We start from the raw sequence: 12,857 nt of genomic DNA, 5'->3' as shown, positions 1-12,857 counted from the left end.
GATAGCCCAGCACGTGGATGCGTGGACCGGCGACGACACGGTGCAGGGCGCGGCTGTCCTCGAAGCGAAAGTGGGGGCTGTGGTGGATGCGAGCGCATTCGGGCAGGCGGGTCAGGAGGCCGGCGGCGCACTCCCGAGGCCCTCGGCGCGTCGCGTCGCCGCCCTGAGTCAGGACAGGCGCTTGACCGCCGCCGCCACCCGCTCGTCGGTCGCGGTGAACGCGACCCGGACGAAACGCGCGCCCGCCGGGCCGTAGAAGTCGCCGGGCGCCACCAGGATGCCGAGCTCCGCGAGGTACGCCACGGTCTCCCAGCACGGTTCGTCGCGGGTCGCCCACAGGTAGAGGGTCGCCTCGCTGTGTTCGATCCGGAAGCCGTGCGCCTCCAGCGCCGCGCGCAGGGCGAGGCGCCGGTCCGCGTAACGGGCGCGCTGCTCGGACACGTGCACGTCGTCGCCGAGCGCGGCGATGGTGGCGGCCTGGACGGGGGCGGGCGTCATCATCCCCCCGTGCTTGCGGATGAGCAGCAGCTCGCCCAGGACGGCCGCGTCGCCCGCGATGAACGCGGCCCGGTATCCGGCCAGGTTGGAGCGCTTGGAAAGCGAGTGGACGGCGACGATGCCGTCGTGGTGGCCGCCGCAGACGTCCGGGTGGAGCACGGATACCGGCTCGGCGTCCCAGCCGAGCTCCAGGTAGCACTCGTCGCTGAAGACCAGCACGCCGTGTTCGCGCGCCCAGGCGACGATCCGGGTCAGCTCGTCCTTGGGCAGCACCTTGCCCGTCGGGTTGGAGGGCGAGTTGAGCCAGAGCAGCTTCAGCCCCGCCGGGTCCAGCTCGGTCGGGTCGTCGTAGACGACGGGCTCCGCCCCGCAGAGCCGGGCGCCGACCTCGTACGTCGGGTAGGCGAGCCGGGGGTAGGCCACCTTGTCGCCCGCTCCGAGCCCGAGCTGTGTCGGCAGCCAGGCCACCAACTCCTTGGATCCGACGACCGGCAGCACGCCCGCGTGGGTCATGCCGACCGCGCCGAGGCGGCGCTCCACCCAGCCGGTGAGGGCGTCCCGCAGGGCCTCGGTGCCCCACACCGTCGGATAGCCGGGGCTGTCCGCGGCGGCGACGAGCGCCTGCTGGACGAGCTCGGGGACCGGGTCGACCGGGGTGCCGACGGACAGGTCCACGATGCCGTCCGGGTGGGCCTGGGCCGTCGACTTGTAGGGCGCGAGCCTGTCCCAGGGGAAGACCGGGAGGCGGGAGGAGACTGCGGACACGGCACTCTGCTTTCTCGGGTGTTCTCGACGGGGCGGCGGAACGGACACGCGGTGACAGACACGCGGTGACGGACCCCCGGTACGGAAACCCGCTGACGGCCCCGGCGCGATCGGGGCCCGCTGGCCGGCCCCGCGCTACCGGGGTCCGATGGCGGTCCCGGAGGTACGGGGAACGCCTCGGCCCCGCACGGTGACAAGCCGTACGGGACCGGGCCGCGCGTGGTACCGCCGCTTACTGGTTCTGCGGCGGCAGTGCGGCGATGAACGCGTGGTCGCGCTCGATGAGACCGAGCTTCGAAGCACCGCCCGGAGAGCCGAGGTCGTCGAAGAACTCGACGTTCGCCTTGTAGTAGTCCTTCCACTCCTCCGGAGTGTCGTCCTCGTAGAAGATCGCCTCGACCGGGCAGACCGGCTCACAGGCTCCACAGTCGACGCACTCGTCCGGGTGGATGTACAAGGACCGCTGGCCCTCGTAGATACAGTCGACGGGGCACTCTTCGATGCAGGCCTTGTCCTTCACGTCGACACAAGGCTGCGCGATGACGTAGGTCACGCTGTCGTTCCTCCTCGGTAGGGCGTTGGCTCTCGCGCGGGAGCGCGGCGTCGTCGATGCCCGCCTCTAGTATCTCCGTTCTCGGGCACGATCCGAACAGGAGGGGCGGACAGAGCTGTGGAATTCACCATCGGCGGACGGCTGGAAGTCAGGATCACACCCGCTGACGTGGGCAAACGCGTGTCCGTTCGACGCCGGACGGACGGCGGGGGTACAGGCGCGCGGTTCACCGACGTGGTCGGGGTGCTCACATCATGGAACAACGATGTGCTCTCGATCACACGAAAGAGCGGGGAATCCGTCCACATCGTGGAATCCACTTTGGTGGCGGGCAAGGTCGTTCCCGCCGCCCCGGCCCGCCGTCGCGGTCCCGCCGCCTCCTTCGGGGAGCTCGCCTCCGTCACCGCGCGCGCCTGGCAGCCCGTGGAGAGCGAAGCGCTGGGCGACTGGCGGCTGCGCGCCGCCGGGGGCTTCACCCGGCGCGCCAACTCCGCGCTGCCGCTCGGCGATCCGGGGCTGCCGGTCGGCGAGGCGCTCGGACGGGTCCGGGACTGGTACGAGGCGCGGGGCCTGCCCGCGTACGTCCAGACGGCGACCGGGGCCGAGGGCACGCAGGAGCCGCTGTGCGCGGAGTTGGAGCGGCACGGCTGGCGGCGCGAGGTCTCGGCGGAGGTGCGGATCGCCGCGCTGGCGCCGGTCGGTGACCTTCGCGCGGAGGTGCGGGCGGTCCGTCTGACCCGCGAACCGGACGCGGCCTGGCTCGCCCGCTACCAGCGTTTCTCCACCCCCGGCCCCCCTGTGCTGCGGGTGCTGGGCAGCGGCCCTTCGGTCTGGTTCGCCACGGTGCCGGGGTCCACCGGGGACACAGCGGCCCCGGACGCGGATCCGGCCGCCCCGCCGGCCGCGATCGGGCGGTGTGTCGTGGACGGCCGTTGGGCGGGGTTCATGGCCGTCGAGGTCGCTCCGGAGCAGCGGCGGCGCGGTCTCGCCACCACCGTGATGGCCGCGCTGGCCCGCCGGGCACTGGACGAGGGCGCTTCGGCGGCCTGGCTCCAGGTCGAGGAGGACAATGAGGGTGCGCGGGCGCTGTACGACGGCATGGGCTTCGCGGCCCACCACCGCTACCACCACTACCGCTCGGCGTGACGGGCGCCGGTGGCCCCGCGCCGGACCCTCCGGCGGATCGACGCACATGAGCAGGGACAGGAACATGGGTCGCATATGAGCGCGCTGGATTCCGGAACGGCCGAGCGGCGGCGGCAGTTCGCCGAGGAGGCCCGGTCCGAGCGGCCGGACCTCGCCCTCCTCTGTCTGCTGCTGGGCGCGGAGGCCGGACCGGTGGGCCCGGCCGAGGTCCGTCCGGTGACTCCGGGGGAGGCCCTCCCCGACCCGTACGGCATCGATGCCGCGCAGATCGAGCTGGACCGGCTGGCCGGGCTGCTGCCGTACGGCTCCCGCTCCCCCGCCGCCTGGGCCTCGGCGCTGGCCGGACTGCTGGGCGGAGACTGCGGCTTCGGCGGCTCCTCCGTCGACTACCAGCGGCTGGACTCCTCACTCCTCCAGCAGGTGCTGCGCCGCCGCAGGGGCCTGCCGATCCTGTTGTCGGTCGTCTGGATCGAGGTCGCCAGGAGGGCGGGCGCACCGGTGTACGGGGTGGCGCTGCCCGGCCACTTCGTGGTCGGCTTCGGCGACCGGGAACACCCGGTGCTGGCCGATCCGTTCGCCGGGGGCGCGCCGCTGACCGGGCAGGACGCGGAGCTGCTGGTCACGGGGGCCACCGGAGCGGCCCTGGAGCCGTCGATGATGACGCCCGCGCGGCCGCTGGAGATCGTGCTGCGGATCCTGAACAACGTCCGGGCGTGGGCGGCGGCCCGGCCCGAGCGCACGGATGTGGCCCTGTGGGCGGTGGAGCTGTCGCTGCTCCTGCCCTCGCATCCGGCCCGACTCCGCTTCGAGCGCGCCCAGCTCCTGGTCCAGCGGGGTGAATTCCTGCGCGGGGCGGCGGAGATGGAGGAATATGCGGAGATCCTCGACGGAATCGAGCCGACGACGGCCGAGAACATCCGGCGCAAGGCCCACGCCGCGCGCGCCCTGCTGAACTGAACCGGCTGCCCGGCGGGAATGCGGCGGGACTGCGGCGGGAATCCGCCCCGTCGACGCCCGGTCGACGCCCCGTCGACGCCCCGTCGACGCCCTTCTGGCGCCCTTCCGGCGCCCTCCGGCGCCCGTGCGGTGGCGAGACGGATGGGTCCGTGAGCGATGTGCGCTCCCGTCGTGCATCCGAACGCCCCCTCCCGCGCCCAACGGGAGCGGTATTCAGCCCGTTTGTCGGCGTACGCGAATGCCCATGCGCTCAACTGGATACCCGTCACCGGATGCGTACGGCCCGTCGCGTTCCGCGCCGGGCGGGGCCGGCAGAGAGAAGCTGAGGGCAGACTGATGACAACCGTGCTGCTGGTCCACACCGTGCCGTTGTGGCGCGCGTCGCTGGCGTCGCTCCTCGGCACGGGGCGGGGGATAGAGGTCCGCACCGCCGAACGCGGTGCGATACGTGCCGCGCTGAGCGGGCCGGGTCCCGATGTGCTCCTCACCGACCTCGACTGTCCGGGCGCGCTGGACGTCCTCGACGAGGTGAAGACGATGACCACACCGCACGGCGAGCCGTTTCCCCTCGCCGTGCTCACCCGCAGCGACCGGCCGAGCGGCCTGCGACGGGCGTACGAGGCGGGGGCGCTCGGCTACATCGACAAGTACCGCCCGGTGGACGACCTGTCCGAGGTGATGCACAAGCTGGCGGACGGGGGACGGCATATCGACGAGTCGCTGGCTTTCAGCCTCTTGCAGGTGGCCGACATGCCGTTATCGCCAAGGGAGTTGAGTGTGCTCTCCATGGCCGAGGGGGGCGAGACCGTGGCCGGGATCGCCGGGCGGCTGCACCTGACGCCGGGGACGGTCCGCAATTATCTGGCCGCCGCCATACGGAAGTCCGGGGCGCGTAATCGGCTGGACGCGATCAGACGGGCGAAGGAGGCGGGGTGGATCTGATGCCGCGCCGCCTCTTCCCTTCCTCGTCCTCCGGGTCCCAGAGGCCGGCCAGGTCGCGGTAGAGGGCGCAGGAGTCCAGGAGTTCACCGTGGGTGCCGCACTGGGTGCGCGGGCCGTCCATCACCAGGGTCCGTCCGGCGCGGCGGGCCGAGCTGAGCCGGTGGGCGACGACGACGAGCGCGCCCGGCAGGGCCCCGAACGCCAGCTCGGCGCGGGTCTCGGCGGCCGGGTCGAGCCGGCTGGTCGCCTCGTCGAGGATCAGCAGCGGCGGGGCGGCGAGGTAGGCCCGGCCCAGGGCGATCAGCTGCCGTTCACCCTGGGAGAGCCGGTCCGGTTCGACGGCGGCGTCGAGGGAGCCGAGCCGGGAGAGCAGCGCGTCCAGACCGAGCGCGTCCGCCATGGCCGCGATCTCCCGGTCCCGGGCGCCGGGGCGGAGGTAGCGGAGGTTGTCCCGCAGCGAGCCTCTGAACACGTAGGCGTGCTGGGGCAGCAGGACGCGTACGGAGGTGGCGTCGGCCGGGCGCACCGGCCGCCCCCGCCACCGCACCGCTCCCCCGGTGGGCCGCTCGGTCCCGGCGAGGACGGCGGCCAGGGTCGACTTGCCGCTGCCGCTCGGGCCGACGACCGCGAGGTGCTCCCCCGCCCCGATCGTCAGGGAGAGCCGGTCCAGGACGGGTTGGGCGCCGGGCCCGTACGCGAAGCTGACCGCGTGGAGCTCGGCGACCGGGGTCCCGCGCGGTGGCGGGGCGGCCTCCCGGGCGGGCGGTGGCGGGTCGTCGGCGGGCGGCGGCGGTGCGTCCGTGAACCGGTCCAGGACCACGACGAGCCGGCCCCCGGCGGTGCCCAGCATGGTCATCAGCGCCTGGACGGCGGGGGCGAGCGCCTGGGTGAGGTAGGTCAGCGCGCCGACCAGCGCGCCCGGCGTGAGCCCGTTCCGCAGCAGCCAGGGCGCGCCCAGGAGCAGCAGGAGCGGCGGAAACCGGCCACAGACGGCGAGGGCCAGCACCCGTACGCCCGACCAGCGGGCCAGCGATCGGGAGGCGGCGAGCTGCGCCTCGGCGAGGGTCCGGGACTCGGCCACCGTCCGCTCGGCGGCCCCGGCGGCGGCGATGTCGCGCAGGGAGGCGGCGAGCAGGCCCGCGTGGGCGGCGTACGCCTCGTCGGCGGCGAGGTAGTCGCGCTGGCGGGCGGCCATCGGCGGCAGGGTGGAGAGGAACAGGGCGGCCCCGAGCACCAGCGGGGGCAGCACGATCAGGAGGAGGGCGGGCGAGAGGGCCAGCAGGCCGGTGACGGCCCCGGCCGCCGTGAAGACGAACGAGCGGAGCGTCAGGACGAGTCCGGCCCAGCCGTCGCGGGCGATCTCACTCTGGTGGGTGACCTGCGACAGGGACCGGGTGCTGACGTCGCCGGCCCGGTCGAGCGCGCCGGACAGCGCCCGGGACACGGCGCGCCGGACCAGTCCGTCGCGCAGCGGCTCCACGAGGTCCGCGAGCCGGCCGAACACTCCACGGGCGGCGGGCACGGACGGCAGCACGGCGAGCGCGGCGACGGCCAGCCAGAGGAGGCCGGTCCGCGGGCTTCCGGCGAGGAAGCCGTCGTCGAGCGCGCGGGCGACCCCGAATCCGCCGAGGAAGGTCTGGGCGAACTCCAGCAGGGACCAGCCGGCCAGCCGCAGGATCACACCGGTCCGCGCCCGCAGGAAGGGCCGGGCCTCACGGCCGACCCGCCGCAGCGACGTGTCGCGCCGGGGGCGTGCTCCGCGCTCCTGCTCGTCGCACCGGGGGCGTGCTCCGCGCTCCTGCTCGTCGCACCCGGGGCGGGCCTTGTCCTGGGCGTCGCGCTGCGGGTGAGCCTCATGTCGCCCGTCGCGCCGGGGGCGTGCTCCGTGCCGCTGCCCGTCGCGCCGGGGGCGGGCCCTGTCGGCCTTCACCGGGCCTCCGCTCCGGCGGTCGGCGTCGCGGGCGTGCGGCTCGCCGGCGCGGCGCCCTCGGCGGGGGTGTCCGTGCTGGTGTCCGTACGGAAGACCGCCCGGTAGTCCGGGTCCGCCCAGAGTTCGTCGTGGCGGCCGGTCGCGCGGATCCTGCCGTCCTCCAGCCAGGCGACCCGGTCCGCCCGCGCGGCCGAGGACAGCCGGTGGGCGACGATGACCCGGGTGCAGTGTCCGGCCCGCACGTCTAGCGCGCGCCGGACGTGGTGCTCGGTCACGGTGTCGAGGCTGGACAGCGCGTCGTCGAGGATCAGCAGACGGCCGGGGTGGGCGAACGCGCGGGCCAGACCGAGGCGTTGGCGTTCGCCGCCGGACAGCGGGGCGTCGGCGACCGGCGTGGCGTAGCCGTACGGGAGCAGCGCGAGGAACCCGTCGGCGCGGGCCGCGCGGGCGGCGTCGCGTACGGCTTCGGGCGACGCGGTCCAGGGCCCGTAGGCGATCGTGTCCTCGACGGTGACGCCGGGGAGGGCCGGGCGGGCGAAGGCGTACGCCACCTCGCGGCGCAGCCGGGCCGGTTCCATGCCGTCCATCGGGACGCCGTCCAGCAGCACGCTTCCGGTGTCCGGGTCGAGCAGCCGCCCGGCGACCGCGGCGAGCACCGACTTTCCGGAGCCGGAGCGCCCGACGACCGCCAGTGAGGTGCCGCCGGGGACGGTGAGGTGGACGCCGGTCAGCAGCGGGCCGCCGTCCTGTTCGACGCCGACGTCCCGGAGTTCGAGGTGTCCGGGGGCGCCGGGCGCCGGGCCCAGGCCGCGGTGCGGCAGCGGTGCGAGGGTGAGGAGGGGCTCCAGGCTCCGGGCGGCGGCGCGGCTGCGGGCGAGGGCGCCGAGCGCGCCGGTCAGGGCGCCGATGCCGACGGCGAGGCTCGCGTAGCGGGAGGCGGCGACCAGGTCGCCGACGCCGATCGCGCCCGCGCCGAGCCGGAGGCCGGCTACCGCGAGGACCAGCAGCATGAGCAGGGGCAGCAGGAGGCCGCTGGTGCCGACGGCCCGCCCGTACACCGACCAGGTGCGCCTGCCGTGTTCGGCGAGGGCGGTCAGGGGTTCCAGGACGCGGCGGTGCTCGTGTGCGCCGGTGCGGGCGGCGCGGATGGTGTCGGCGCCGTCGAGGGCCTCGGTGAGGCGGTGGGCGATGAGCGACTGGGCGCGCTGGTAGTCGGCCCCGGCGTCGGCGGTCCGGCGGGTGAAGGCGCGCAGCAGTGCGACGAGGAGGGGGGCGCCGAGGAGGAGGGCGGCGGCCGTCCAGATGTCGATGAGGAGAAGGCCGACGATCGCGCCGAGCGGCAGCAGGACGCCGGAGACGGCCCCGGCGGCGGTGACGGGCGCGGAGGCGGCGTCGGCGGTACGGGCGGTGAGCCGGGCGGTGAGGTCGCCGGTGGGCAGGGCGAGGGCGCGGCGGGGTTCGGCTGCAAGGACCCGGGCGGTGGTACGGGTGCGCAGGGACGCGGTGAGCCGGGCGGCGGTGCTCGTGCCGGTCACGGCGGCCGCCGCGTCGAACCCGGTCTCGGCGAGGGTCAGGGCCACGCAGAGCAGCAGTGCCGACCAGGGCACCGGGCCGCCGGCGACGAGCCGGTCGACGGTGTGGCCGAGGGCGGCGGGCAGGGCGAGGGCGGCGAGTGCCCCGCCGGTGGAGCAGAGGAGGAGCCCGAGAAGGGCCGCCGGATGCTGCCGGGCGAGCCGCCGGGCGCCGGACTCCGTGCCCGGGCGTGGGTGCAGCCGCACGGGGTGGCCTTTCTGGGGGCACGTGGGCCGGCCGGCCCACCGGTGAGGAACACCGATGGGCCGGCCGGTGCGGGTCACGGGGTGCAGAGGACCACGCTGAGCGAGCTGTACTCACAGACCAGCAGCGAGACCTGGCTGCCCGTGGCGAGCTCGCCGAAGGAGTCCTCGGCCGGGGTCTCCATCGCCTGAAGGTCGAGAAGCGCCATGATGTGTCCTTTCGGGGACGTTGGTGGTGCTGAACGGTGTGTTGCTACGACCCCTGGCGGGGCCGGTTCATGGGGCCGCTCGCGCGGCCGGGGCCCGCCGCCGGAGCGGCGGGCAGGAAGGGAAGTCCGGTGGAGCCGCCGAGCGCGGCGCCCAGGGCGAGGAGAGCGCCGGCGGTCCCGGTGGCCAGGTCCATCGACAGGCGCATCAACTGCTCGCCGGGGAAGGCGAGTCCGCCTCCGTACGCGAGGGCGTGGCTGGCCAGCAGGTCGGTGTGGCGGGCGATCGCGCGCTGCCGGTCGGCCTCGTCGCACAGCGGGGTGACCGCGAGGTGCAGCAGGAGGCCGGCGGAGCCCCGGAGCAGTCCGGGCTGGACGTAGAAGGCGGAGAGCGCGGCGGGCAGGAGGGCGCGGCCCGCCGCTTCGAGCGCGGGGTCCGGGCGGTGGGCCAGGTAGGCGTCGATGACGGCCGCGATGCCGGCGCTGCCCGAACCGAGGTACGGCATCAGCCGCTTGCCCTCGACGACGAGGAGTTCGCCGTCGTCGCCGGTCCGGCAGCGTTCCAGGTCGCGGCGGAGCGCGGTGGCCGCCAGGTCGAGCAGGGTGGGGTCCCCGGTGGTCGCGTACCGGCGCACCAGGAGCAGGGCGATGCCGCTGACGCCGTGCAGCAGCCCGGTGCGGGGCGACGGCGGGCCGTCGACGAGCGCGCGGACGGCGAGGGCGGTGCAGCGGGCTGCCGCGGCGGACAGCGCCGGGGCGTCGGTGGCGGAGGCGGTGCGGGCCAGGTCGTCGAAGGCGAGGCCGATGCCCGCGTACCCGTTGTGGAGGCCGGGCGCGAGGCCTTCCAGGGGCTGGTCGAGGATGATCCGGAGGAGGTCGGCGGCCTCGGCGGTGCGGCCGATCCGGTGCAGGGTCCAGGCGATGCCGGTGAGCCCGTCGTAGAAGCCGAGGGGGCTGCCGGACGCCGGGTCCTTGGCGTGCCGCAGGAGCCGGTCCTCGGCCTCCTCGCACGGCGGGGCGCCCGTCTCGTGGAGGGCGTAGAGCACTCCGGCCGTGCCGTACGCGAAGGACTGGCCGCCGGTGGCGGTGGCGAACTGGGCGATGTCCCCGGGGAAGCAGCGGTCCTCGCGCTCCGGTGTGCAGGAGGCGGTGATGGCCCGGACCATCGCGTCACGGCTGCGCGGCCAGTCGCCGGGGGCGGGAACGGATACGGGGGCAGACAAGGGAGCGGGCACGGCGGTGACGCCCGCCCCTGGCTGCCCGGTGTCGCGCAGGATCTCCGCGACGGCGGGCCGCAGCTCCTCCTCGGTGACCGGGAAGACCCGGGCGATGTCCCGGGCTAGACCAGTGGCCTTGGTGCGGTCGATGCCGAACAGCGTGGTGAGCGGCAGGTACAGGGCGAGCCGCAGACAGGCCAGCGCGTAGCGGTCGATGTCGGCGCCGCGCCGGTCGGGCGGGGCGACGAAGGCCGGGTTGGCGACGATCTGGCGACGGCGTTCGGCGGCCGGGGAGGCCGCCTCGAAGTCGAGCAGGACGATGCGCGCGTTCTCCTCGTCGACCATGACGTTGCTCATGTGCAGGTCGCTGATGACGATGCCCCGGTCGTGCACCGCCTCGACGGCGCGCGCGACCTTCCCGTACAACTCCGCCGCCCAGTCCGCGTGTTCGGCGAGCAGTTCGGGTGACGGGTGCTGCCGGGCGAGCGGGAAGCGGCGGGCGAAGACGGTGTTGAGGGTGGCGCCGGGGATGTACTGGAGGACCAGGAAGTGGTGGTCGCCGACCTCGAAGGCGTCCCGTACGGCGGGCACGCAGTCCAGTCCGGCCAGTTGCTCCAGGGCCGCCCGTTCGCGCTCCAGCCGGGCCACGGCGTCCGCCCCGTCGGCGGCCAGACCGGCGTACGGCCGCGCCTCCTTGAGGACGACCTGCTCGCCGGTGCGGCTGTCGCGGCCGAGGTAGACCCCGCCGCCGTTGGAGAAGTGCAGCGCCTTCTCCACGGTGTACGGGAGGTCCGCGAGGCCCACGGCGGCGCGGGCTTCGAGGTGCGGCATCAGGAAGCCGGGCGGGGTCACCCAGGAGGGGACGCGGAAGGACGGGCCCCGGTCGTCCGGGACGAGCCGGCCCTGCGGATCGGCGACGGCGGGCACGGGCCGCCCGTCGGGACCGGAGCAGAAGCGGGCGGCGAACGCCCCGTACCGGGTGTGCACCGGCCCGTTCCCGCACCGCAGGTCGCTCAGGATGTACGGGCCGTGCTCGCCCTCCAGCAGCCGCATGAGGGCGGTGCACACCTCGGGGAACGCCTCGTCGGACGGCGGGTAGACGGTGATGAACTTCCCGCTGCCGGCCCGGTCCGCGTACTTGGCGTTCCGCAGGGCCAACAGCCCCGCGCTGGGCACGCACTTGAAGGCCAGCCGATGTTCAAGACAGTGGGCGACGACCCGCTCCAGCACGGAGGCGGCGTTGTCGAGGGCGGCCGAGACGTGGATCTTCCAGCCCTGGGGCGGCAGTCGCAGCCCGTCGGGGCTGTACGCGAGCCAGTCGCCGCGCCGGGTGCGCGTCCACCCGGCGGGTACGGCGCCACGGAGCGGAGCGTAGAACGAGCGCTCCTCGTCGGCGGCTCCGCCCGGTCCGGGGGAGCGGTGGGGTGCGTCGTAGAAGCGGCGGTCCGCCTGGCAGTACGCGGCGTACTCCGGATTCACGCACGGCCCCCTCGCTCGGTTCTTTCGTGGCGAGAGAGAAGTTGTCACAACGATGAGCCATGCCCATAGTCACTGTTGTCACGACTCGTACATGCGCGCCAACCGTGCGGAGCGCACCGCGTACTGATGGGTATCCGCTTGCCGCCCAGCCCGGGACGGGTGCGCGCCGGGGGCGTGCGGGGGCGCGAGAGGGGCGCTTTCGCACCCGCCTCAGTCCGCGCCGTGCGCCAGGAACGTCCGCGTCAGTCCGCGCCGTGCACCAGGACACCCGCCTCAGTCCGCGCCGTGCACCAGGACGTCGCCCGCCTCTGTACGGAAATAGAGCACGGAGCGGCCCGCGCGACGGCGGCGGACCAGGCCGGCGTCCAGCAGGACCCGCAGATGCCGGCCGACCGAGCCCAGCCCCTGCCCGGTCAGCGCGACGAGCTGCGTCGTGCTGAGCGGGGAGGCGAGCAGCAGCAGGACGGCCGCCCGCGCCGGACCGATCAGCGCGCCCAGGGCGTCGGACACGGGAACGCTCCCGGCCTCGGTGAGCGCGCCGGAGCATGGGTACACCAGCCCGTACCGGCGCGGGATGTCCCAGCAGACCCAGGACTGGTACGGGGTCACGGGGACGAACAGCAGTTGTGCGCCGCCCAGTTCGCGGGGCGGGTTGTCGTGGGTGTTGATCTGGAGCCGGCTGCCGCCCAGCCAACGGACGCCGGGGCGCATGCCGTTCACCGCTTCGGCCCAGCCGCCACGTCCCAACTGGGCGGAACGGGCCACCACATCGGCCTCCAGGATCCGCCGCCGCCTCGGCCAGTCGGGCAGCACGGCGTGCGTCCAGACCCACTCCACGGCGTCGGCGGCGCGCTCGGCCAGGTCGTCCCGGTCCAGCGCGGCGGGCAGCGGCCCGCGCAGCGCCTCGGCCAGGTCGGCGCGGGCCCGCCCGGGCGGGGTCGCCCGGACCGGCGCCAGTTCGGCGGCGAAGGAGGGTGGGGCCTGGCCGGGCGGGGCCGGGGCCGGCGCGGGGACGAGGAAGTCGGCGTTCCACCGGGGCGCGAGCGCGGAGCCGATCACCAGCGCGGAGACCGGGTGGCCGGCCTTCCACCGCCGGTACGCGGGCAGGTGGGTCTCCAGCCAGGCGCGCTCGCCGGGGTGCGCGGCGGTGGCCCGCTCCAGGACCAGCAGGCTCGCGACGGCCTCCGCGAGGGGCGAGACGACGAACCGGCTGTTCGCGAGCGTGTCCGCACCGACCTGCCACCAGCCCACGCGTCCCCCCGCCTCACTCTCCGTCGACCCTTCGACCCTTCGACCCTTCGCCCCTCCGGCCCTGCCCGCCGCGCCACCCCGCTCCCCGTCAGCCCTCCAACCCCACCGCCACGCCGCCCGCTCCCCGTCAGCCCTCCG

Annotated in this window: 10 protein-coding genes; 3 read left to right on the top strand and 7 right to left on the bottom strand. The window is 74.9% G+C overall.

Annotated elements, in window-relative coordinates:
• Positions 1–168: 168 nt before the first annotated feature.
• Together dapC and fdxA are read right to left on the bottom strand one after the other, a co-directional pair.
• Positions 169–1,263, bottom strand: a complete 1,095-nt coding sequence (gene dapC / locus AB0F29_RS22335) for a succinyldiaminopimelate transaminase (RefSeq protein ID WP_361874529.1) — start codon at positions 1,261–1,263, stop codon at positions 169–171.
• A gap of 232 nt (positions 1,264–1,495) precedes the next feature.
• Entirely contained in the window at positions 1,496–1,816 is a 321-nt protein-coding gene (gene fdxA / locus AB0F29_RS22330; protein ID WP_018956287.1) for a ferredoxin, read from the bottom strand.
• Between the two features lie 117 nt (positions 1,817–1,933).
• Between fdxA and AB0F29_RS22325 the strand changes: the two genes are divergently transcribed.
• The 3 genes from AB0F29_RS22325 (at position 1,934) to AB0F29_RS22315 (ending at position 4,861) form a co-directional block, all read left to right on the top strand.
• Positions 1,934–2,962 (top strand): GNAT family N-acetyltransferase, encoded by a 1,029-nt coding sequence (locus AB0F29_RS22325; RefSeq protein WP_361874527.1) that lies wholly within the window; start codon positions 1,934–1,936, stop codon positions 2,960–2,962.
• 75 nt (positions 2,963–3,037) lie between these two features.
• The gene (locus tag AB0F29_RS22320) at positions 3,038–3,919 is read left to right on the top strand and encodes a transglutaminase-like domain-containing protein (protein WP_361874525.1); all 882 of its coding nucleotides are present in this window, start codon (positions 3,038–3,040) and stop codon (positions 3,917–3,919) included.
• Positions 3,920–4,255: 336 nt separating this feature from the next.
• Complete coding sequence (locus AB0F29_RS22315) at positions 4,256–4,861, top strand: response regulator transcription factor (protein ID WP_361874523.1); 606 nt, start codon at positions 4,256–4,258, stop codon at positions 4,859–4,861.
• On the opposite strand, the gene AB0F29_RS22310 is transcribed toward AB0F29_RS22315, so the two are convergent.
• From AB0F29_RS22310 to AB0F29_RS22290, 5 genes are all read right to left on the bottom strand, one after another.
• A complete protein-coding gene (locus AB0F29_RS22310) occupies positions 4,830–6,791 on the bottom strand; it encodes an ABC transporter ATP-binding protein (RefSeq protein ID WP_361874521.1) in 1,962 nt (653 codons plus the stop codon). The two genes, AB0F29_RS22315 and AB0F29_RS22310, sit on opposite strands and share 32 nt — an antisense overlap.
• On the bottom strand, positions 6,788–8,569 hold the full coding sequence (locus AB0F29_RS22305) for an ABC transporter ATP-binding protein (RefSeq protein WP_361874519.1): 1,782 nt from the start codon (positions 8,567–8,569) through the stop codon (positions 6,788–6,790). The genes AB0F29_RS22310 and AB0F29_RS22305 overlap by 4 nt, the downstream gene beginning before the upstream one ends.
• Positions 8,570–8,643: 74 nt before the next feature.
• Positions 8,644–8,775, bottom strand: coding sequence for a SapB/AmfS family lanthipeptide (locus AB0F29_RS22300; protein WP_018956281.1), 132 nt, complete (start codon positions 8,773–8,775; stop codon positions 8,644–8,646).
• A gap of 44 nt (positions 8,776–8,819) precedes the next feature.
• Complete coding sequence (gene lanKC / locus AB0F29_RS22295; protein WP_361874517.1) at positions 8,820–11,468, bottom strand: class III lanthionine synthetase LanKC; 2,649 nt, start codon at positions 11,466–11,468, stop codon at positions 8,820–8,822.
• A gap of 273 nt (positions 11,469–11,741) precedes the next feature.
• Positions 11,742–12,719 (bottom strand): winged helix-turn-helix domain-containing protein, encoded by a 978-nt coding sequence (locus tag AB0F29_RS22290; RefSeq protein WP_361874515.1) that lies wholly within the window; start codon positions 12,717–12,719, stop codon positions 11,742–11,744.
• Between the last annotated feature and the right edge of the window lie 138 nt (positions 12,720–12,857).

The organism is Streptomyces sp. NPDC026589 (assembly GCF_040638385.1).
Classification (GTDB): domain Bacteria; phylum Actinomycetota; class Actinomycetes; order Streptomycetales; family Streptomycetaceae; genus Streptomyces.
The sequence above is the reverse complement of the archived record's forward strand: the minus strand, read 5'-3'. Positions and strand labels throughout refer to the sequence as shown.